The sequence below is a fragment of the Acinetobacter sp. YH01020 genome, assembly GCF_013420275.1.
Lineage (GTDB): Bacteria > Pseudomonadota > Gammaproteobacteria > Pseudomonadales > Moraxellaceae > Acinetobacter > Acinetobacter amyesii.
Map to the genome: position 1 here is coordinate 1 of NZ_VOYN01000054.1, position 21,923 is coordinate 21,923.

A 21,923-nucleotide genomic window follows, 5' to 3' on the forward strand; every position below is an offset into this window, starting at 1 on the left:
TATATAGAAATCGTCGTAAACGATTAAACCTGCGGTTTAATTTACTTGCTGGCATATACAATTTAGATTGGGTGAAAGATAAACAATTAAATTGATTGAAAAATGATTTATGAAGGAAGTCTATTGAGATATATATTTTCGCTATCCTCATATAATTCCCAAAAATAAGGTTCTATTTATATTAGCTGCATTCTACTAGTATTCCTAAACTTTTAATTATTTTTACAATAGATTTCTTTCATAAGTCATTTTTCACTCAGCTCCAAGTTATAAATTCCAGCAATTAGATTGAATCTTAATGCTAGTCTTTTGCCTCGATTGCGATATCGCTCAGCAAGAATTTTGAAGGTTTTCAAACTGCCAAATACATGCTCAATTCCAATTCTTCTTTTATTGATTTCCTGATTATAGATTTTTAGTTCGGAATCCAGTTTACAGCGCTTCTTTGCTTTTAATGGCAACAAGCTATTTGGATACACTGTATAAATTCCCTGATAACCCTTATCCGCAAGGATAAATGCACCTGCAGGAATCTGATTCAAGTTACGTTTGAAGAGTTCGAAATCATGTACGGCACCACGACTCGTACATAAACTCAGGATTTTTTGAGTTTGATAATGAATGATGGCCTGTACTTTGAAAGTGTGGGTCTTTTTCTTGCCGCTATAGCTTTTCTTCTGTTTTTTTAGGCCTTTGGATTGGAATTTCTGTGGCATCCACGATCACAACATTCCAATCGATGCCTTCGCCCTCGGGTAAATCTTTGGGTAAATTAAAGAGATTGGACCGAATCAGGCAGTCTTCAACATGACGGACAATTCTTGAGGCTGTGGGCTCTGAAACCCCGTAGCTCGTCGCAACGTGAAATAAGGTTCGGTATTCCCGCCAATAGCTTAGACAGAGCAGAACCTGGTCTTCCAGGCTTAACTTGGGCGGTCTGCCTTTGGCAGGGACATGTTTCTTCAATTGCTCAACCATCAAATAGAAAGTTGACCATGAGATGCCTGTGTATCGCTTGAACTGAGGATCAGAAAGCTTGTTTGAATCAATGTATTTCATCCGCAGATTATGCACGAATGCTAAGAAATCCGGAGTGCAAATATCAACCAAAAAGAAGATCGTTTTTTGATTTATGAAAGAGATCTAATTAACATAATAAACCTTTTACGAAATTCATCTTGAAATTTACCTATAAGCATCAATATCTTATTAAAATCATCCATTTCAGAGTCCAGCACAATGAAACAGCTTTGAAACAGCTTTTTTGTGATTATTCACGTTCGACGCATCATTGGCTATGAAACTATGAATTTTTAAATATAGCTAAACTTAAAAATCTCTAAGGAAGTTTTATACCTGTGCCAAAAACTTCTCAATCGCCACTTGTGCAATTTCTGCATCTTGAAATGACTTTACCCCAGACACACCCATTGCACCCACCAATTGCCCTTCATACAAAATCGGCTCACCACCTTCCAACATTCCCGAAAAGGTATCCATAGTCAAAAACCCCATCTGCCCGCCTTTTATCAAGTCTTCAAACAATTTAGATGGGCGCTCACTGATGGCTGAACATTTGGCTTTTTCTAAGCATAGATTTGCTGTCATTGGCGATGCACCATCCATACGTTTCATTGCCAATAAATTGGCTGTTTCATCCATTACCGCAATGCTGACATTAAAGCCATTTTCTACTGCATAAGCATGTGCTGTGTTTAGTAAAAATTCTGCATCTGCCAAAGTTAAATAATGCTTGGTTTTCATTTAAAAATCCTTTTCTTAAAAACTGAACTTAAAACAACAAAAAAGCCCACAGCAGGCTGCGGGCTTTATTCTAAAGCAGAATTTACCGATTTAAATGAAAATTACTTCATTTCGGCAAAAACTTCTTTCGCCATTTCAATGGTAAATGCAATATCTTCATCGCTATGTGCGCTTGAGAAGAAACCTGCTTCAAATGCAGAAGGCGCTAAATTTACACCGCGCTGCAGCATGCCGTGGAAGAAGGTACGGAACGCATCTACATCACATTTCAAAATTGAATCAAAACCAGTAATTTCAGTTTGATCTGTAAAGTAAATACCAAACATACCGCCCACTTGCTGCGTAAAGAACGGGATGCCAGCTTCGTCTGCAGCAGCTTGTAAACCAGCAAGTAAGCCTGCCAATTTTTCAGTCAAAGTTTCATAGAAGCCCGGCTTACGCAGATGCTTAAACATCTCAATACCCGCACGCATTGCAAGCGGGTTGCCCGATAGTGTGCCTGCTTGATAGACCTTGCCCAGCGGCGCGATGCATTCCATCACTTCGCGCTTGCCGCCAAATGCACCCACAGGCAGGCCTGCACCAATGATCTTGCCTAAAGTAGTCAAGTCAGGCGTTACACCATAATGCGCTTGCGCACCGCCAAGACCGACACGGAAACCTGTCATCACTTCGTCAATGATAAAGACAGAACCATGCTCATCACATACATCACGGATCGCTTGCAAGAAACCGTCAATTGGTTTCACCAAGTTCATGTTGCCTGCAACTGGCTCGACAATCACACCTGCAATTTCTGAACCGAATTTTGCAAAGCATTCTTTCAGCATCGCAATATCGTTGTACGGCAGGGTTAAAGTGTGTTTGGCGAAATCAGCAGGAACACCTGCAGAAGTCGCTTCGCCTTCACCTTTAGTGAGTAAGCCTGAACCCGCTTTAACCAAGAGTGAATCTGAGTGACCGTGGTAGCAACCTTCAAATTTTACAATCTTGTCACGGCCGGTATAGCCACGAGCAAGACGAATGGCTGTCATAGTCGCTTCAGTCCCTGAATTAGTCATACGAACCAATTCAATAGACGGCATAATTTCGCAAATAATATCCGCCAAAGTCGTTTCATGAACGGTTGGCGCACCAAAACTTAAACCATCAACAGCCGCTTCTTGAACCGCTTTAATAATGTCGGGCTGCGCATGACCTAAAATCATTGGGCCCCAAGAGCCGACATAGTCGACATAGCGTTTTCCGTCTACGTCATAGAGATATGCGCCTTGCGCTTTTTCGATAAATACCGGTGTACCGCCTACACCATTAAATGCGCGTACAGGAGAGTTTACGCCGCCAGGAATATGCTTGCTGGCTTGTTTAAATAATTGTTCTTGCTTAGCAGATAAGCTCATAAAAATTCTCTACTTATTCAATCTAAAAAATAAAATTAAGCTTGTTCAGCAAAAAGCTCAGACCATTCATAAACACGACTGCTTACAGCAGACATTGAACGACCTAATACATCACTAATCACAGCACAAAGATCAGCACCCGCTTCAATCACTTCAGCAGAATTTTCTACAGTTAAACCACCAATTGCACAAATAGGTACATTTAGTTTCGCTTTGGCTTGTTTTAGCGTTTCTAAGCCAATATTGCCTGCTTCAGGCTTAGTTTCAGTCGCAAAAATGGCGCCAAAAGCCACATAGTTTGCACCGTCTGCAATCGCCTGCTCAGCCAGTTCTAAAGAATTATTACAGCTTCGACCGATCAAAACATTTTTAGGTAAACGTGCTACAGCTTCAGCAATTGAACCGTCATCTTGCCCTAAATGTACACCCACACCATATTGAACTGCAGTTTCTAAATCGTCATTAATAACAAAAGGCACTTTGTATTGATTACACATATTTTTCATGTATTCAATTTCATAAGCCTGATCTTCCTTTGCCACTTTTTTACGGCGATATTGCAAAACAGCAACTTCATAAGTTGCCATCGCGCCTTCGAGTTTGGCTAAAAGCAATTCGATAGGATCATCATTGGTAATGAGGTATAAACCACGCATAGTTCAATCACAACTTAAAACTTTTGAATATTATAGCGATTAGGTCTATGAAATGTTGCTTGGGGCATAAAATTTTAATATTTTCCCGCTGTGAAAGTTATATTCCTTTTCACAAGACTGCTTATATAAATGTTTAATTGAATTGTCTGTAAAAAATGGAAAAAATCACTATTTTTAGGTATAGAACAAAACTGATACAAATTATCTAATAGCGAAACAGAAGAATACAAAAAACAGCGCATAAAAACAAAACACTTGATAAGAATAAAATATGCAACCTATTAGACTTTTTGGTGCTTGGTAAGAAACGTTTTGGGGAGCGTTCAGAGCATCAAAAAGTCTAGCCTATTTTTTTGTGAACATTTTTGTGGTTAAATCTTTCAAACAATAGACCATTTCTAAGGCCATAAAAAAAGCCTAGAGAAGGTCACTCTAGGCTTGGAAAACTGGGGTTTATCGTCTATTTATCTTTCAGATAAACAGTGAATAAACAATATGAACATTATTAGACTAATCACTCTAAACTTACAAGTCATTTACTCAAAAAACTACACCAAAATCAATAAAAATTAAACGTTTGATTAATAAATAATTAACTATCAATCTTATCTAAATTACGGTCTTTTAAGCTTAAGTTCCCCTTCACAATATCAGACAGCATGCGCCAATCGGAAATAAAGCTGTATAAAGGCTGCTTGAAACTTGCCGGCTTATTTTTTTCAAAGAAAAAATGTCCGACCCATGCACAGGCATAGCCTGAAACCAGGCCATAAGCAAAATACTTTGGTTGTCTTTTTAAAATTGCTTTTGCAAAGAAATAGAGTCCAATACTGCTGCCGGTGGCATGTAAACGACGACTCATAATATTTCGATGTTCAGTCAAATAAAATCGATAAAATTGCGAATAGTCACGAATCGGTAACTGAAATTCGGGCTTTAAGTTTCGATTAAACTCGGGTTGTACTTGTGAATTCATGTTGTGCTCATCCTGAACTTATTTTAGTCAACATAGCTTAAAATTCGTCCGCATTAAAGACGTAAAATTTTATTTTGTTCCAATGAAAGTCGAACCATTGTGAATTATACAATTGATGGAATATCCATCTTTTAAAACTTTTCTTCGTCCAAAATCAGAGTTTTCAAATCCGTCAAGTCTTACTTCTCAACTGTTTTTCGCTACAATCGATACGCGTTTAGCTGATAGAAAATGTACGCACATTTTAGTTTTTCATTTTTATAAAAATTTAAAGATCGCTTCATGCCAGATCATGGAGTTGTGACATCAGGATAGAAAACCATGGTTGAAGTTGAATTAAAGTTCCAGATTCCAGAAGCACGTCGAACTGCATTATTAAAAGCACTCGATCCAAAAAAATCGGAACAAATTCAACTTAAAGCTAAATATTTTGATACCCCAGATCGAAAAATGGCACAGCAGCATGCAGCCTTGCGTCAGCGTTTAGAAGGAACCCGCTGGATTCAAACCCTGAAAGCTGCAGGTAAAAGCCACATTGAACGCTTTGAACATAACTTAGATTTGGGTGAAGTTGAACAAGCTCCTGCTTTAGATTTATCGGTCTATGCCAATAAAGCTGAAGTTCAATCGGTTTTAAAAACCACTTTAGGCGATCAGCAAGATACGCTACAACTTCAGTTTGAAACAGACATTCTCAGAACTTATCGCGTCATAGAGTTTGAAGATGCCGAGATCGAAGTTAGCTTAGATGTCGGCTGTATCCGTAGCAACAATACAGAAACAGAGGTTCATGAAGTAGAATTTGAGCTTAAAAGTGGCTCTATTCAATCACTCCTTGCCTTTGGTTTTGAATGGGTTAAAAAGTACCATTTGTGGTTGGATGTTCGCAGTAAAGCGGAAATCGGTAACTTGCTGGCATTGAATCAAACTGTGAGTCCAGCAGTTGAGGCTAAAGAATTTCAACTCAGTAAAAAAGATACTGCCGCAAAAAACTTACGACTTTTAATTGCTCAGGAAATGCAGCACCTTCTGCCTAATATTGCCGCAATTTCTGCAGGTGTTGCTCAGGCTGAGCACATTACACAAGCTCAGAAAGCACTCCATCATCTACAATTAACCATTTCACTGTTTAAAGATTGGAACAGTGATATCATTGAAAAATGGGCTGTGCAATTGGGCGCATTTAAACAGCAGTTTGAACAATTACACCATTTTGAGCACATGCAAAATACCCTGGGTGGCTTTTTACAAAACCCAACGACTTCAGAAAATTTAACCAAAGATATTTTGTATGCCAAAGAGAAGTTAGGCAATTTAGTCAAATCGACTCAAAATGTGCATCATTATCTTGAGCTTTTAATGTTTAGTTTGAAAGTCGATGAAGCGCCGCAGCAACATGATTTTAAATGGCATGCTCAAACCACCCTGCAAAACCAATATAAAGCCCTGCAAGAGGCTTTAAATGATGCCGACATTAACAATTTTGAAAGCTTAGATGTACTTTCGCAGCGCATACAAGAGCTTAAATTTAGCTTCCCAATTTTGACGTCTATTTATGATGTAAAAAACTTGCAGAAATACAGTAAAGCGCTCAATGATGCACAAGTCTCAGCTCAGGAATACCAAGTCCTTTCCTCTTCTGCACAATATATTCAGCAAACAGAGCTGGAAGCTAGTGATTGGTTTGTACTCGGCTGGTTGACTGCTAAACAAGAGGTCTATGCAGATAAACTTTTAGAGGCGACCGAGCAATTCCTTGTGAGTCGAAAACTCATTAAATAACACCTAAGGGAGATTCAATGCGTCTCCCTTTTTTATTTGCATCTCACATTGTCATATAGTTATTCATTTGTTGAACATTCATATTCAAAGTTAGCTATTTTCAATTCATCATTTCTTCACTTTGACTCAGTTACATTGAAATATTTTGAGAAGCTATTATTTTTGTTTTCTAGATAAAAACTTTTAAAATAAGCTATCTGAAAAATTAGATTCAGGGTGGTTTTATGTTGAAAAGTCACATACCTGTAATTCATCCCCTATTTTCATTTTCACTTATTTTTATCCTTTTCCCATTACTAAGTGCTTGTAGTGAACAACATAAGCCTGTTCAAAGCACCGAATTAAGGCGCACGGCATCCTTACAAGTTGAAAAGCCGCTTTCTCCAACTCAAAACTTTGATCAGACACGACAAACCTTTAAAGTCCTGCGCAATAATAGTGAGGACTATGGTGATGAGTCTTACCAAATCAAAACCGATGCTGGCACACTGAGTATTTACAGCATGAACTTGAATCCGCAACAAGGTCAGTTACTATCTAGCGTCAAGTCTGGAGAATGTCTCACCCTATCGAGCCAAAGCGATAATTTAATTGCGGTTGACGGTTATATCAGTGTGATGGAATTGGGTGACATTAAAATTCATCCCTGCAAATAAGCGTCAAAAAATAGTATTTGCATAATAGTCATTCAAAAAAACTAAGAAAATTGCGTTAAGGCTACGCTGCTATTGGGGGCTTAATTCATGATCCATACTGATTGGGCCTTGTGCTAACACCCCCCCATGATTTCATCGCATTACTCACCATGCGTTGTAATTGTGTCAAGGCCATACCATCACGTGCTTGTATCGTCATCCCTTGCAATAAGGTCATATAAAAATCAGTCAATTGCTCTGCATGAGCCAAACTTTCAATTTCGGCATTTGCCATAGTGGCTATTTTCACATTAGGGCGTGGATTACATAATCCAAAGCATCCTTGTGCAGCGAACTAAATTCACGTTCTAAGTAATATCGTCAACATATTTAATTAACTGATGTTACGCACGTAAAAGTAATTACGCATTTTTAAAATGATTTTTAAGTCTATTCGACGGAGTCTTACATCTAGGGTTTAAATAAAGGGATTAGCCTTCGGCTGGAGGTACTTTTGTTTCGGCAAAATGAGAAGCGAAGCTTCGCAAGGAAACCATCTTGCGGAGCAATGCTCCTCACCGCAAAACTCGTTCACTAGCGTCTACTTATTCAAAGTATCGCAAAAATATTTTTAAATAGATGTAGTTCTGTCTCAAACACTTGCGGATGACGTTGCCGCGTATCGCTCTTTTATTTGAATCAAATGGCGCTTCTGATGTTACTGCGTAACATCAGTAATTAACGATATTTAATTAACGATATTTCCCAAAGATTTTCCACGTATTGTTATCGGCTAAAGGGTCGCTATAGCTATCACTACGGGCTTTACGTGGTTTATCACGGGCATCCACCAATTTAAAGTCGTTTTCGACACTGAGTACAATGCCATTCACATAAAAACGGGTACGGGTGTATTCACTTTGTCCATGTTGAAATACATAGGTTCTGAGGTCAATAAATTCACGGTGTGCGACCAAAGCTGCCGTATCATCGCTGTCTAGCCATAGCCGCATCGCTTGAATTTGATCTGCTTCAAATTGCCCACATTTTTCAACTAAGCTGGCAATACCACGAAAGGTTTTAGATTCTTTCGCACGTGTTTTGTTGATTCGAATACGATCCACGTGAAAATAAAAAAGCGGCAGATTCAAATGACTCGGCAAATGGACTGCATCGAGGACTTCATCTTCCATAAAGGGCTGAAATAATTCCTGAGCACGTTCAATTAAGCCAGTCCACTGCGCATAATATTCGGCTACTTCAGATTGTGTACCATAATAAATGGGCAGCCCTTCTACATTGGCTAAGGTTGAGGGCGGCCAAACATTTTGTCGAAGTAATCCAATATCACGTTTCAGACTTTGCACTGCGATTGCATCTTGCATGGAGCATTCCATTCTACTTAGGCTATTTTTAGATTAAGTCAAAGGTTTAGTTTCTGCAAGGCTTTGCCTATAATACTGCATTAGATTTTTATGCTAGGACACATTCATGGTTCAAAAGATTGAAGCTACTGATGTAACCGAAGAAGAAGCGTTGAATGCAGCTTTCTTTGAACGTGCGGATGAATTTATTAAACAAGCCAATGAATTTTGTCGTGTTGAAAAAGGTTCTCAAGTTAAACCTGCAGAAATGCGTGGTCAAGTGAGTGCTGCCATGTTATTTGGTACTGCTCGCTTTAATACTTGGGTTGCTGCAAATGGCTTCAAAGATGGCAAAGAAATGCGTGATGCCAAAGATCAAGTAATGTCTTATATTCTTCAACAATTTCAAATGATGCTTGAAGATAATTATGATGAATATTGCGAACAGTTTGAAAACTATCTTCGCTTCCGTCATAACGAAGAATTCCATGCAAATAAGCATGATGACCACCACGATCATCAGCATTAATCAAAAGCCCTTCGGGGCTTTTTTTATACAACTTCTCTTTCACAAAGCTTTGATTTAATATTCAGTCATAACGTTGTATTTTCATCATTCAAACTATTTTCAGTACCTTGCGTATTCGGAAATACAATGAAATACGCAAGAAATGGACATGGTTTTAAGGACAAGGATAGCAATGCAGACGCTCGATTTTGCCATCGTGGATTCACATATACATCAATGGGATCCATACAATACCCCACATGCCGCTTCACTTGCCGTGAAATTATTGGGTAAACATCCCTACTTGCTCGACAAAATGATGCGCTTAGTTAAGCCGCAAGAGTTAATTGACACAGTTGGTTTAACCAAACATGTGACGACACCGTATTTGCCTGAAAATTATAAGCAAGATGCAGGACATTATCTGGTTGATCAAATCGTACATGTAGAAGCGAGCTGGCATGACCATAAAGGCAAAGGGGTGGTTGGTGAAACCAAGTTTATTGAATCTTTAGGCTTTAACGCTCAAAAAATTAAACTTGGCGCCATAGTCGGCACTGCAGACCCATGTGACAGTAGTTTTAAGAAAATTCTTAAAATGCATAAACAAGCTTCCCCACATTTTCGTGGCATACGAAAAATGGCAGCTGTACATGAAGACCCGAAAGTTCATGCATGGACCAATGAACCGCATCTCTATACCAATAAAAAATTTATGAAAGGTTTTGAAGCCCTCGCTCAAATGAACTTAAGTTTTGATGCATGGGTTTATTCAGACCAGATTCGTGATTTAACCGCTTTAGCACGTGCTTTCCCTGAAACATCTATCGTGCTGGATCATTTTGGGACACCTGTGGGTGCCTTTGGACCTGTGGGCTCACATACAGGCTTAACCCAAACTTCACGTGACAATATCTTGTTTCGTTGGAAAGATGATTTAGCTGAACTGGCAAGTTGCCCAAATGTTTATACCAAAATGTCTGGATTATTCATGCCGGTGCTGGGTCATCAGTTTCATAAAGAACAACGCCTTGCATCCAAACAAGAGATTTTCGATTGCGCCTTTCCGCTTATTTCTCATGCTCTACAATGCTTTGGGAAATACCGTGTGATGTTTGGCTCTAACTTCCCGATGGATAGTGTGAGTGCATCCTTGGTGAATATTATTGACGCCTTTTCAGATGCGGTCGCTAGTTATGATCATGATGCACTGACTTTAGTCTTCCAACAAAATGCCCGTCAGTTCTACCGTCTATAAGTTCGTTAAGATAATCTTGCAATCAAGTCATACTATGTAGCTCAAAAAAATCCTCCAGATGGAGGATTTTTTTATTAAGTTTATTTTTGAGTAGATTTTACAGCTTGACCATATTGGTCAGCCATCACCTCAACCAAATGTTCAGGTTGAATATATTTTTTAATGACAGCATCAACATCCGCCTTGGTCAAAGCAGCAATGCGTTGATCACGTTTTTCACGATAGTTTAAATCACGACCTTTTTCTAACTGTGGAATCAACATGCTATGAATGCGACGGTCATCTTCAAGTGCAGTTAAACGCTTTTTCAAAATACTGGCTTTGGCTGCTTCTACTTCCTGTTCCGTCACACCATTTTTCAATAAGTTTTGCAACACTTTATGAACAGACTGAGAAACTTGTGCTGATTTACCCGCAGTGTAGTTTGCATCAATACTCAGTACACCTGAATTCACCCATTCATCAAAATTAATGTCTGCACTAAAACCATAAACCAGTGCATTCTTTTCACGTAACTCTTGAGCTAGACGTGAAGACAACTGTGAATCACCGAGTATGTGGCGTAATACTTGTAACGCAGGAGAATCGGTATGCTCTATACCTACAGGTAGAGTCATAATGGCTTGGTAACTACCAAACTCACGCTGTTCAGACAATGCATGCACTTTCTGTGCAGGATACGCTGTAAATGTAGACTCTAAGCGTTGATAAGGTTCGCTGGTTTTCCAATCTGCAAATTCTTTTTTCAGAATTTTTTCTATTTGCTTGGTATCAAAATCACCTGTTACCGCAATTTGTGCATGCTGTGTTTTAAAGAATTTTTGATGTAACTGCTGCACTTGATCACGTGTAGCCGACTCAATTTGTTTTTTCGTAAGTTCCGGTTCGAAGTGATAACGAATATCCCCCGGTTGATAGATCTCGACAATACGCGACAGAGTCATTGCTGCAACGGTATCCGGCTCTGTATAAGGTCGATCCAAACTCGACAAACTTTGCGCTTTGATTAAATCAAATTGTGATTGTTCAAATGCTGGCGCTTTAATAACATCAATGACATATTGCAAAAAGTCAGCAAATTTTTCTTTGCGAGCAACCACTTGAATCATCAGGCCATTATCTTTTGCACTGACCGTTGCACCACCACCAACATCAATAATTTTATCGGCAATTTGCTGCAAACTTTGATCTTTAGATGCACGGAACATGAGATAAGCTGTCAAATCTAGCAATTCACCTTTATTCATTAAGCTTTGCGCTGTACCAAAATCCAAAGCAATCGTGGCATAGGTTTTGTCATCACGGGTTTTAGTTGGAAACAACGCATACTGAATGCCGTTTTTAAATTTAGCGCGCTGAATCTGCTTTTCTTTCTGATTTAAATATTGCTTAGACTCTGCAACATATTGCTTCACTTCAGCACGATAAACACTCGCATCTTTCAATGGCTCTTCTGCAGGCGCTTGCTGATCTAAAGTTTCAGCAGGTTTCGACGCAGCCTGTTGCTGTGCTTTCTTCTGGTCTTCAGGTGTTGGTAGAATATTTCCTGTCACACGGTATTCAGGCTTTAGAAAATCCTTATACACTTGATTCACGTCGCTTACACTCAGCTTTTGTACTTTATCTAAGTCTCGGAAATATTGAGACCAGTCCCCGTTATAAGCCACAGTATAAGAACTAAGACGCTCGCCAAGTGCTGTTGCGCTATTTTTGACATTGTCAGCCATATTTCGAGTCAGGCTTTTAACACGGTTTAGCTCGACATCATTAAATGCTTTAGTTTGCTCCACACCTTGTGCAAGACTGGTTGCCACTTTGTTTGCATCATGACTTGGGCCATATATCGCCCCCATAAACACCAAATTAAAATCTTTATCTAACCATGTGGTGGATTGAACTGCGGTTGCTGTCCCTGTTTCCACCATGCTTTGGTACAAATGCCCACTTGGCTGTAAGGTATACAAAGTTGGAGATACAGCCAAAGCAGTTTTAATTGGTTCGACTGCACCATTTAAATAAATATTAAATTTGCCAAAGTCACTGCCCTTATGAACGGTAAATTCGCGTTGCTTTAATTTCGTTCCATCTAATTTAGGCACTTTGGCCTGTTCAGGAATTTGACGTGCGGCAATTGGGCTAAATTGTTGATCAATTTGTTTTAATACAGCCGCTTTATCGAATTTACCAGAAATCACCATTACTGCATTATTTGGCGCATACCAACGACGATAAAACTGATTTAATTCGTTCATATTGATCGATTGAAGCTCTTTCAAATCACCAATCGGTAAACGACCTAAAGATTGATTGCCATAAGCTTCTTTTAAAACTTGGTCGATTAAGACGGAAAATGGCTGATCTAAACGAATTTCACGTTCACGCTTAACGATATCAATTTCTGTTGGTACAAACTTTTCCTGAAGTACCAATTTATCCATCCGTTCTGCTTCTAAATGCAAAACTTGATCGATTGAACTTTGTTCAGGACGAATCACATTGGTATATTTCGTTGAATAATAATCTGTACTTGCATTGGTCATCAGCGTGAATTGATCTAAGCGACGCTGAAATTCATCACCTTTGACATTTTCAGTGCCTTTAAAAGCTAAATGTTCAAGCAAATGTGCCAAACCACCTTTGCCCGCAGGGTCATTTAATGAACCCGTGAAATACACCGTATTCATAAACACTTTGCTTTCTTTATCGTTTTGCGCCAAAACCACACGAAAACCGTTGTCTAATTTATATTCTTCAATGGCTTGTTCAGTTTTAACCAATACAGGTTGAGCAAAGAGGCTTGTACTTAAACCTGCAAAAAAAAGTGAAAGCGTTAAATGTTTAATACGCATGTAATTCAAGTGTCCTTTATATTTAGCATCGATCAGCGCAGTGCTGTCGATCAGATTGGTTTTGATTTTATGCTGAGCTTTTCTGGATTAATAGTTACTTTTTATTAAATACATGCTGCAGAATGAGACAGCATGTATTTGATTTATGTTCAGATATAAATGTCAGACTGCATATATAAACAAGCATAGCCTGAGATTTCTATACGGTCATTTTCGAGCATTTGACAATGTAACTCACCACCACGGCTTGATGCTTGATACGCCAAGATCTGACGCTTGTGTAGAAGTTCTGCCCAAATAGGCACGATTCCGGTATGAATAGAACCCGTAACAGGATCTTCATTGATGCCATTACCCGGTGCAAAATAGCGTGAAATGCAGTCATATTGCTGGGCTGCCGCAGTGATTGCAACATCAGTAATCGTACCCGGCGCTGTAATTGCGGTGCGGATTTTGCCGAGTCGTTTTAAAATTTCAAAATTCGGTTGTTCATCCAAAACCTGTTGAGCCGTTTCGTATTCCACGATATACGCCTGCGCATTTAGATAAACCTGCTTAAAAGGTTGACTCAACCCTAGACGTAGCTCTTCAGGATATTCGCTCACGACCTGTGTCCGACGCACAGGGAAATTCATCAGAATTTTTCCATCTTCAGCTTTATTTACGCTAAAAATACCGAGATTTTTGACATGAAATTGGATGTTTTTTTCTACAGTATAAAACTCAAAAAGCACATAACTGCTGGCCAATGTCGCATGTCCACAAAAATCCACTTCAGTGGTCGGTGTAAACCAACGAATTTCAAAATTGCTGCTGTCAATTTTTTTCACAAATGCAGTTTCAGACAGATTATTTTCCAAAGCAATCTGTTGCATCAAGTGTTCATCTAACCATTCATCTAACACCAAAACCGCCGCTGGGTTGCCTTTAAATAACACTTGGGTAAATGCGTCAACTTGATACATTTTCATTGATAGAACTCCTGATTTAGTGATTTATATTAAAGGCTTTTGAAAATATTTCATGCGTTATATGCTATGTAGCAACACTTTTTAATAAAACATCTAAGTTTTAGATGAACTTAAATATAGGCACAATTTTGAAAACGCATATTCACCCTGTTCCTTTAGAAAAATCATACCGACTTTTAAATCATGGGCCGACTGTGCTCGTCTCTGCTAAAGACCAAACCCATACTGGTGTCATGACTGCAGCATGGGCATGCGCCTTAGAGTTCAATCCTGCAAAAGTGACAGTAGTACTGGATAAATCAACTAAAACACGTGAAATTATTGAAAATTCAGGTTATTTCGCCTTACAAGTGCCAACACTGAAACAACTCAAACTGGTCTATGCACTTGGCATGATGAGCCAACGTGATGCGCCAGAAAAATTACGCCAATGTGGCGTGGAATTATTTCAATTTAATCACTCAGATATTCCTGTGGTTGAAGGTTGTGCTGCTTGGCTACTGTGCAAACTTATTCCTGAGCCGCACAATCAACAAGCGCACGATCTGTTTATTGGCGAAGTCATTGCTGCCTATGCAGACGACCGCGTCTTCCGTAACGGACATTGGTATTATCATGAAGTAGCAGATGAATGGAAAAGTCTGCACCATGTTGCTGGTGGGCATTTTTATACCATTGGTAATCCTGTATCTGTAGACGAGACACCAGACTAAAATAGCGCTATGAACTCTGTCGTTTATCTAGGGCTGAAAATCGATAATCATCCGTTTTGAGCATTTTCATGCTAACTTTAACTTAATTTAAAATATTGAATGAATGGATATGACGTTTAAAATACATACATTGGATGTCAAAAATTCACTGCAAAATTATATTTGGCTGCTTGAACACACCGAAAGCCATGATGTCATTGCAGTAGATCCTACTGAAGCTGCCTTGGTCGAGCGCTATTGTCAGGAACATCAACTCAATCTTACGCAAATTTGGCTAACGCATTGGCATAAAGATCACGTCGGTGGCGTACCAGAACTTATTCAGGATAAAAACATTGCTGTTTACGGTCCCCGTGCAGAATTGAGCCGTATTCCATGGGTGAATTATCCTCTCGATCATAATGACCGTTTTGAATTTCATGGTCTTGAAGTTGAAATAACAGCAACGCCCGGCCACACCCTCGGTCATATCGTATATTTTATCGATGACATTCATACACTTTTCTGTGGCGATGTATTATTTGCTATGGGCTGTGGACGTGTATTTGAAGGCACCTTTCAACAAATGTACGATTCCTTGAACCGTATAGCCGCATTCCCTGCTGAAACTCAAGTGTATTGTACTCACGAATACACCCTATCGAATGCGCAGTTTGCGCGGCATGTTGAACCTGACAACCTTGCCATACAACAGCGGTTTGATGAGGTTGAATCCCTACGCATGCTCGGGAAATGTACTTTGCCAAGCAGCATTGAATTAGAACTAGAAACCAATCCATTTTTACGTGCAGAAAGTGTTGAAGCGTTTCAGCGCTTAAGAGAACTTAAAGACAATTTTTAATTGGATTGAGAGGTATAAGCATTTTAAATTTCATCACAAATATACTGTTTTATTTGTGATGAATGTTTCGGGCCGATTCATCATTTTATATTTATAAAATTTGATTGGTGGCAGCAAATTCATCCAATTCAGCTTGAGTCACAACTCGAACCGCTTGCATTTCATCGATACGCACCATCAATAAGCCACCTAATGCAGGCTGATAACGTCGTGCACTGCCAAATGGTGTATATGCCACTTTGGATTGCTCCGAAAAGACCAACCAATCTTCATGTCCAAGCATCACCGCAACAGGCGTCTGCCCCGCTTGTTGCATCTGTTCAATTTTTGCTTTGACATCGTGCTCAATGTTTTGCATGCGTTCAATCTACTTATACCAATAGAACATAGTATAAAAGCTTTTCGATAAATCTTGATGAGAAATAGCATTGCAAGCTCACCTATCCAGCCAGTTTGGCTTTGAACAAGTCGCTTTTTGCAATCCACAACAACTGCATACCCAAACGGCTGTGCATTCTAAGCCAAGCAATCGTTTATTTTGCGCACAGCTTCTCTATGCACATAGGACATATTTTAAGCCCGCAGTTAAAAACCAAATTTTTAAAATACGTTATATTTACTTACATTAAGTTTAGCTTGTTATAAAACAGCAATTTAAATGAATTTATACAGTTTACAAGTCGATAATCTGTTTATTTATCCATCAAAATTTCATATTTTAAATAAAAGTTTTCCATTTCCCCTTTAAAAAATATTTTGACACCCCTATTTAATATTTTAATGATTGATAAGGAGTTCGCTCGTGAAAAAAGTGGTTAAAGCAAAAAATTTAGTTGCCTTCCGTCTTTGGTTAGAAAAGTTAGGATATTCTGTTCGTACACTGGCAGATAATCGTGGATTTACATTCAGTTTTAAAAAAGAATATGGTCTAGTGACTGTAGATTTGTCTGGTAATGCTTTGGCCATGCAGCTCGGTGAAGAGTTTGAAGATCATTTAAAGGCATAATCTTCTTTATAATTTATTCGAACGATTAGAAATAAATGATTTAATTCGATTGATTCGAATCCGCATTTCAAAATTTGCCCGTATATTCGGGCTTTTTTTCACGTTTGTTTTACTGACTCATTTTAACGAGAGAAATTTTAGACAATCAAAAAGCAAGATTAGACATCTTGCTGTATCTCTTGGTTCATTATCTTTCATTAGATTATGTTTTCAAAAACAAAAAAGCAAGGTATAAAACCTTGCTTAATCTAATGGTGGGGACGGAGAGACTCGAACTCTCACACCTCACGGCGCTGGAACCTAAATCCAGTGCGTCTACCAATTTCGCCACGTCCCCAACTCGGGTGCTGACAATGTCAGACTTTAATTTGTTTTAAAAACCTGTTTATTTGGCAACTTAATAAATTAAGTGGTGGGGACGGAGAGACTCGAACTCTCACACCTCGCGGCGCTGGAACCTAAATCCAGTGCGTCTACCAATTTCGCCACATCCCCAACAGGGTTGCTGACAATGTCAGACTTTTTAAAACTTGGCAGAGGATCAAGGATTCGAACCTTGACGAACGGTTTTGGAGACCGTCATGCTACCATTACACCAATCCTCTGTGACCTTCATTACCAAACTCATGTTTAGTAATTCAGTGGTGGGGACGGAGAGACTCGAACTCTCACACCTCGCGGCGCTGGAACCTAAATCCAGTGCGTCTACCAATTTCGCCACGTCCCCGATGGCTGTGTATATTATAGAGATCACCCCTACATGACAAGCCTTTTTTATAAAAAAGCATCTTGTTTGTTTAAATAAAAAACAATAGTGTTTTTTTTGTATTTTTCTTAAGCAAATTCAGCAACTAAGTCGCTTTTTAAGCGATAAAAATCCACCAATCTGTCATTTTTTTGCTTCATCAACATGTGTTGCAATAGCTGACTAAACCCTTGATATTGCATTGGCAGATCAAGCTTTAAGCGTTGGCAATGTAAATAGGCCCAATCTTGATAGTTTTTCGCCTCTAAACGCTGTGATGTCAGCCATTCCAAGAAAATAATCCCCAGCGCATAGATATCACTGTGCAAAGATTTTGCTTGTCCATGGAAAAGTTCTGGAGCCATATAACGTGGTGTCGCAGTTAAGGCATTTTGCTGGTCAACAGCCAACGGGAGCGCTTGCTCAAAGTCGATGAGTCTGCACTGCCCTTGCCAATTCACAAAATGCTCTTGTTTTAAATCTGCATGTATCCAACCGTGCAAGCTTAATCGTTCAACCACATCGATTGCTTGCCATAGCACTTGCCTCACCTGCTCAATGCTCAAATTCGATACAGGCTGTAAGAACCAAGGCTCAGCATTGGGCAGTATTAATAAGTGATCAATAGGCTCTTGCTGAATACTGAGATGCGACTGTTTTATCACTTGAAAAGGTAACGTGAGGCTGTTTTGTGTAGACGGTAGATTGAATAGGCGGTACAGCTCAATTTCATGACCAAAATTGGCTGTATGTTCAGGACTAATCTCTCTGACTTGCGCCTTGAGCCAATAAAGTTGTTGATTGAATTGAAATTGATATAGACGACGGCCAAAAACCAAACTTTTGGATTTGGTTTTTGGCTCATAAATGATTTGCGTTAAATCTGTGGATTTAAACCGCAATAAATTCTGCATGGCGTTGATTGGGTGCATTTTGATAATTTAATAATTCCAAACAATGCTGAATGGTCTTACCGATGCGAGCTTGCGTTTCGATTAATGAAATCTTCGGCCAAGTGGCTCTTTCACCTTCACGCTGCAATACTTTAAACAGGTAGGGTCGAGGATTTTGCAACATATAACTATAGTGTCTTAAGCCATATTTCCCCACAATATTGACATCACCATAGTAACGCTGATCCACCACGCCATAACCATGATCAAGCAACCGTCTTACCGGTGGAATACTTCCTGCTCGCTCACGGGCAAAATCCATCACCCCTTTACTAATCACCTTACCTTGACGACGAACGATCCGCTCAGGCCAACTCAACATGCTTTTACGAAAGCGTGAAGCATCATCCTGCATAAACGGCACAATATGCGGATTGACCTGACTGGCGATACTATAATTAATATTATATAGACGTGCCATTTTCTCCTGTGGGAAATCACTGCGCACACTACCATCCACCCAACGTGTAGCCGACATATATGGCGTAAATTGCCCGTCATAACGCTTACTGGTCAGTCGTACCGGTGGAAATAGAATAGGCACTGCACAAGATGCCAACACCGCACTCCATACCAACAAATCGGGGGAGGTATACGCATTCATAATTCTTGCATCTTGTGATGCATCATAAGGCGCAACTGCCACATTGATATGTAGACCTGATTGCTTATATGCTTCGGCAAAAGTTAAGTCACCTAAGTTTTCAACCAAAAACTTTTTCAGATATTTTACATCTGCCAAACCGCCATTACCCTGCACTAATTCAGTCAATTTACGGAAGTGAAATGCCTCACTAAAGAAGTTTTGTCCGTTTAATAAATTGGTAAATTCTGACGGTTTAGATACACCCAACATCCCGGTCATAATGGCGCCAGCACTGGAACCAGACAGAACTTTTGGCATTAAATCTTGTTCCATCAGTGCTTTACATACACCGGTATGAAACAAACCTAAAGTTGACCCGCCTGAAAACATCAAAACAGGTTGACCATAGGCTTTTTGGCTTTGTTCAAAAAATTCAATTTTTTGTGCGGCATTGAGACAAACGCATTCTTCGGATGCGATAAAAGCCAAACTTTGACTCACCTCATCAACATAGTCTTCAATAATTTTTTTGGTGCCGACGTAGGCTTCTGTAAACAGTAAAGGATGAGCAATATTGCCCACATCATAAGTTAAACCTTCACTTAAAATGTACATCAAATCTCGGGTACGTTTCTGACCACGATATCGTCTCAGTAACCCTAAACGATGAGTAATAATTTCTGCATCAAAATACGGTGAACTATTATCGAATTTCCATTCTTGCGCACCCGATTCTTCATCTATTTTAAGTGCGATATCTTTCCATTCTTCATAACACTCAGCACGGTCAAGCTGACGCTTTAATTTTTTTATCCGATATGCCTGATGTGGATTAATACTTTTTGAAAACCCTGTAAACAACATGACTATCCCTCAGCACATTTTAAACTGTTCACTCGGCTAGATTTATAACAACTTTTTGGTTGTTCGAATAGCGCTGATCTGCCAGAACAATCATTTAACTTTGACATATTTAGGCGATTATAACTGCATTATTGATGTACACTGCTGTCATATACTAACCAACAACAAGACACGACAAGCTGACTTATCATGGCTACAATTGATTTACCTGACAACATCCTTCAATCACTATCTACTGTACTCTTACAACTACAGCACAGTTTGCCTGAGCTTAAACAAGCACCCGATTTTTCGAGTATCGCTTTTAAATGGCAAGATAAACAGCTTAAAGCCATTCAACAGCCCAAAGTCATGTATTTAGAAGATTTAAAAGGAATTGAGCGTCAAAAAGAAAAAGTGATTCAAAACACTTTACAGTTTTTAAATGGCTTACCTGCCAATGATGTTTTACTCACTGGCTCTCGTGGTACAGGTAAATCATCCATCGTCCGTGCTCTGCTCACCCATTATGCAGACCAAGGTTTACGTTTAATTGAAATTGAGCGTGATGATTTATCTGATTTGCCAGAAATCCAAAAGTTGATTGAACATCGCCCTGAAAAATTTATCGTATATTGTGATGATTTGGCATTCAATACTGAAGATGAAAACTATCGCAGCTTAAAAAGTGTTTTGGATGGTTCATTACAATCAGGTTCGAGTAATTTTATTATTTATGCTACCAGTAACCGTCGTCATTTATTGCCTGAATTCATGCATGAAAACACACCTGTAACCAAGGTAGATGTGCCTCAATATACTGAGCTCCATCCACAAGAAGCGATCGAAGAAAAAATATCTCTTTCTGACCGCTTTGGGATGTGGCTGTCGTTTTACCCAATGGATCAAAATTTATATTTAGAAATTGTTGAACATTATTTGGCTAAAGCCGAGATGCCATGGACAGATGAAGCGCGTGCTGAGGCACTACGTTGGTGTCAAGGTCGTGGGCAACGTTCAGGGCGTGCTGCTTATCAGTTTTCAAAGCATTGGATTGGGTCTAAACAGTTAAATTCGCTCTAATCTAAAGATCAGTAATAGAAATAAAGCCACCTAATATGGTGGCTTTATTTGATTTTTAAATTTTTATAAATTCAACAACCTAATATTTACATTCTAATCAAGTTAACTCTAGGGTCGTATAAACCATAATTTCCACTCAGATTATAAACAATGATTTTGAATTTGTTGTTTCAGATCTTTAGCAAAAACACTTCTACGGTAGAAAAAATAAATTACTGTAGCGATAAAACCTAAAAGAAACAAACCAAAACTTGAGGCCAAATAACTCACTACAGTACTAATTGCGAGCCCAATTAAAATGTGTTTACCTAATGCTGAGCCTACAACAGTTTTAAGTGCTGTATCATTCCAATTTACATCACCCAAATTTTGATTATGTACTGTTACATAAGGACCACTGCTCGCTTTTTGAGGAACAACCCAAATTACTTGTACCGTATGACCCGTACGCAAGGAAAGATCCCAGTTAGATAATTTCACTGAGATTTCTTTGCCATTCGGATCAATTAAAAAGAAGTTATCATGTACAGTAGTCGAAGATGAAATACTTACAGGTGCAATTGCTCCACTACCTTGATATACCGCACCCCCACCACCACTACCAGAGACTTTCGTTTCTAATTGTTTATTTGTATCAATAACCGTACCGGTAAAAGAATTAACGTTGAATGTTTTACCCAAATAGGAAACTTCAAACATTTTGCCCTCTGCATTTTAACTATTTATATTATTTCACGAACAATTTAATTGAATTTTCATATTATTTCTAGACTTATCAAGAATAATTTCCATTTGTTAATTTATATTAAATAAAGATTAAATTTATTTAATTAATGAGTTTTAAATAAAAAAAGAGGCTTAACGCCACTGCTGTCCCATAGTTTGACTTAAATAAAAAACCTGAGTCCAAAATAGTTAAAATGTAAGTGCTAACAAAGACTTCAACTATAAAGGATTCAGGTTTTGTCACATCAGAATACCGTATTTCAT

Annotated in this window: 22 protein-coding genes and 4 tRNA genes; 8 read left to right on the forward strand and 18 right to left on the reverse strand. The window is 38.9% G+C overall.

The features are described from left to right. Window positions 1–245 precede the first annotated feature (245 nt). From FTT85_RS15485 to FTT85_RS15510, 6 genes are all read right to left on the reverse strand, one after another. Window positions 246–716: an IS5/IS1182 family transposase gene (locus FTT85_RS15485; protein ID WP_039254797.1), complete on the reverse strand. Its 471-nt coding sequence runs from the start codon at window positions 714–716 to the stop codon at window positions 246–248. Beyond that, the gene (locus tag FTT85_RS15490; protein ID WP_071851480.1) at window positions 664–1,059 is read right to left on the reverse strand and encodes a transposase family protein; all 396 of its coding nucleotides are present in this window, start codon (window positions 1,057–1,059) and stop codon (window positions 664–666) included. The genes FTT85_RS15485 and FTT85_RS15490 overlap by 53 nt, the downstream gene beginning before the upstream one ends. Window positions 1,060–1,350: 291 nt before the next feature. Continuing rightward, window positions 1,351–1,764 (reverse strand): heme-binding protein, encoded by a 414-nt coding sequence (locus tag FTT85_RS15495; RefSeq protein ID WP_180183902.1) that lies wholly within the window; start codon window positions 1,762–1,764, stop codon window positions 1,351–1,353. Between the two features lie 101 nt (window positions 1,765–1,865). After that, window positions 1,866–3,164 carry a glutamate-1-semialdehyde 2,1-aminomutase gene (gene hemL, locus FTT85_RS15500; protein WP_078188827.1) on the reverse strand — a complete coding sequence of 433 codons (1,299 nt, stop codon included), beginning with the start codon at window positions 3,162–3,164 and terminating at the stop codon, window positions 1,866–1,868. A gap of 35 nt (window positions 3,165–3,199) precedes the next feature. Then, on the reverse strand, window positions 3,200–3,820 hold the full coding sequence (thiE, locus tag FTT85_RS15505; RefSeq protein ID WP_078188828.1) for a thiamine phosphate synthase: 621 nt from the start codon (window positions 3,818–3,820) through the stop codon (window positions 3,200–3,202). A 592-nt stretch (window positions 3,821–4,412) separates the two neighbouring features. Beyond that, a complete protein-coding gene (locus tag FTT85_RS15510) occupies window positions 4,413–4,796 on the reverse strand; it encodes a DUF962 domain-containing protein (protein ID WP_168378946.1) in 384 nt (127 codons plus the stop codon). 321 nt (window positions 4,797–5,117) lie between these two features. Between FTT85_RS15510 and FTT85_RS15515 the strand changes: the two genes are divergently transcribed. Together FTT85_RS15515 and FTT85_RS15520 are read left to right on the forward strand one after the other, a co-directional pair. Next, entirely contained in the window at window positions 5,118–6,578 is a 1,461-nt protein-coding gene (locus FTT85_RS15515; RefSeq protein ID WP_180183903.1) for an inorganic triphosphatase, read from the forward strand. Window positions 6,579–6,802: 224 nt separating this feature from the next. Continuing rightward, window positions 6,803–7,234: a hypothetical protein gene (locus FTT85_RS15520; protein ID WP_180183904.1), complete on the forward strand. Its 432-nt coding sequence runs from the start codon at window positions 6,803–6,805 to the stop codon at window positions 7,232–7,234. A gap of 85 nt (window positions 7,235–7,319) precedes the next feature. On the opposite strand, the gene FTT85_RS15525 is transcribed toward FTT85_RS15520, so the two are convergent. Further along, the gene (locus FTT85_RS15525) at window positions 7,320–7,523 is read right to left on the reverse strand and encodes a hypothetical protein (RefSeq protein ID WP_218955497.1); all 204 of its coding nucleotides are present in this window, start codon (window positions 7,521–7,523) and stop codon (window positions 7,320–7,322) included. A gap of 442 nt (window positions 7,524–7,965) precedes the next feature. Next, window positions 7,966–8,598 (reverse strand): hypothetical protein, encoded by a 633-nt coding sequence (locus FTT85_RS15530; RefSeq protein WP_180183906.1) that lies wholly within the window; start codon window positions 8,596–8,598, stop codon window positions 7,966–7,968. Window positions 8,599–8,704: 106 nt separating this feature from the next. Between FTT85_RS15530 and FTT85_RS15535 the strand changes: the two genes are divergently transcribed. Further along, window positions 8,705–9,106, forward strand: a complete 402-nt coding sequence (locus tag FTT85_RS15535; RefSeq protein WP_180007294.1) for a DUF3144 domain-containing protein — start codon at window positions 8,705–8,707, stop codon at window positions 9,104–9,106. Window positions 9,107–9,278: 172 nt separating this feature from the next. Further along, the gene (locus FTT85_RS15540; protein WP_180183907.1) at window positions 9,279–10,343 is read left to right on the forward strand and encodes an amidohydrolase; all 1,065 of its coding nucleotides are present in this window, start codon (window positions 9,279–9,281) and stop codon (window positions 10,341–10,343) included. Between the two features lie 80 nt (window positions 10,344–10,423). On the opposite strand, the gene FTT85_RS15545 is transcribed toward FTT85_RS15540, so the two are convergent. Together FTT85_RS15545 and FTT85_RS15550 are read right to left on the reverse strand one after the other, a co-directional pair. Next, window positions 10,424–13,192: a pitrilysin family protein gene (locus FTT85_RS15545; RefSeq protein WP_180183908.1), complete on the reverse strand. Its 2,769-nt coding sequence runs from the start codon at window positions 13,190–13,192 to the stop codon at window positions 10,424–10,426. 149 nt (window positions 13,193–13,341) lie between these two features. Beyond that, window positions 13,342–14,163 carry a PhzF family phenazine biosynthesis protein gene (locus FTT85_RS15550; protein WP_180183909.1) on the reverse strand — a complete coding sequence of 274 codons (822 nt, stop codon included), beginning with the start codon at window positions 14,161–14,163 and terminating at the stop codon, window positions 13,342–13,344. Window positions 14,164–14,267: 104 nt separating this feature from the next. Here FTT85_RS15550 and FTT85_RS15555 point away from each other — a divergent pair, with 104 nt between their 5' ends. After that, on the forward strand, window positions 14,268–14,876 hold the full coding sequence (locus FTT85_RS15555) for a flavin reductase family protein (protein WP_180183910.1): 609 nt from the start codon (window positions 14,268–14,270) through the stop codon (window positions 14,874–14,876). A 109-nt stretch (window positions 14,877–14,985) separates the two neighbouring features. Then, window positions 14,986–15,717 carry a hydroxyacylglutathione hydrolase gene (gloB, locus tag FTT85_RS15560; RefSeq protein ID WP_180183911.1) on the forward strand — a complete coding sequence of 244 codons (732 nt, stop codon included), beginning with the start codon at window positions 14,986–14,988 and terminating at the stop codon, window positions 15,715–15,717. A gap of 91 nt (window positions 15,718–15,808) precedes the next feature. Here the strand turns inward: gloB and FTT85_RS15565 are convergent, their stop codons facing one another. Next, window positions 15,809–16,075, reverse strand: a complete 267-nt coding sequence (locus tag FTT85_RS15565; RefSeq protein WP_078193609.1) for a hypothetical protein — start codon at window positions 16,073–16,075, stop codon at window positions 15,809–15,811. 444 nt (window positions 16,076–16,519) lie between these two features. Here FTT85_RS15565 and FTT85_RS15570 point away from each other — a divergent pair, with 444 nt between their 5' ends. Continuing rightward, on the forward strand, window positions 16,520–16,723 hold the full coding sequence (locus FTT85_RS15570) for a hypothetical protein (RefSeq protein ID WP_078188846.1): 204 nt from the start codon (window positions 16,520–16,522) through the stop codon (window positions 16,721–16,723). Between the two features lie 252 nt (window positions 16,724–16,975). On the opposite strand, the gene FTT85_RS15575 is transcribed toward FTT85_RS15570, so the two are convergent. The 6 genes from FTT85_RS15575 to FTT85_RS15600 all read right to left on the reverse strand — a co-directional run bounded on the left by FTT85_RS15575 (window position 16,976) and on the right by FTT85_RS15600 (window position 19,871). Then, a tRNA-Leu gene (locus FTT85_RS15575) sits at window positions 16,976–17,060 on the reverse strand. A 73-nt stretch (window positions 17,061–17,133) separates the two neighbouring features. Then, window positions 17,134–17,218, reverse strand: a tRNA-Leu gene (locus FTT85_RS15580). 36 nt (window positions 17,219–17,254) lie between these two features. Then, window positions 17,255–17,328 (reverse strand) — tRNA-Trp (locus FTT85_RS15585). Window positions 17,329–17,365: 37 nt separating this feature from the next. Next, a tRNA-Leu gene (locus FTT85_RS15590) sits at window positions 17,366–17,450 on the reverse strand. A 107-nt stretch (window positions 17,451–17,557) separates the two neighbouring features. Then, window positions 17,558–18,382 carry a protein kinase gene (locus FTT85_RS15595; RefSeq protein ID WP_180183912.1) on the reverse strand — a complete coding sequence of 275 codons (825 nt, stop codon included), beginning with the start codon at window positions 18,380–18,382 and terminating at the stop codon, window positions 17,558–17,560. Continuing rightward, window positions 18,360–19,871, reverse strand: coding sequence for a DUF3336 domain-containing protein (locus tag FTT85_RS15600; protein WP_180183913.1), 1,512 nt, complete (start codon window positions 19,869–19,871; stop codon window positions 18,360–18,362). The genes FTT85_RS15595 and FTT85_RS15600 overlap by 23 nt, the downstream gene beginning before the upstream one ends. Before the next feature lie 189 nt (window positions 19,872–20,060). Between FTT85_RS15600 and FTT85_RS15605 the strand changes: the two genes are divergently transcribed. Continuing rightward, window positions 20,061–20,933: an ATP-binding protein gene (locus tag FTT85_RS15605; protein ID WP_180183914.1), complete on the forward strand. Its 873-nt coding sequence runs from the start codon at window positions 20,061–20,063 to the stop codon at window positions 20,931–20,933. Between the two features lie 141 nt (window positions 20,934–21,074). Here the strand turns inward: FTT85_RS15605 and FTT85_RS15610 are convergent, their stop codons facing one another. After that, window positions 21,075–21,632 (reverse strand): hypothetical protein, encoded by a 558-nt coding sequence (locus FTT85_RS15610; protein WP_180183915.1) that lies wholly within the window; start codon window positions 21,630–21,632, stop codon window positions 21,075–21,077. Between the last annotated feature and the right edge of the window lie 291 nt (window positions 21,633–21,923).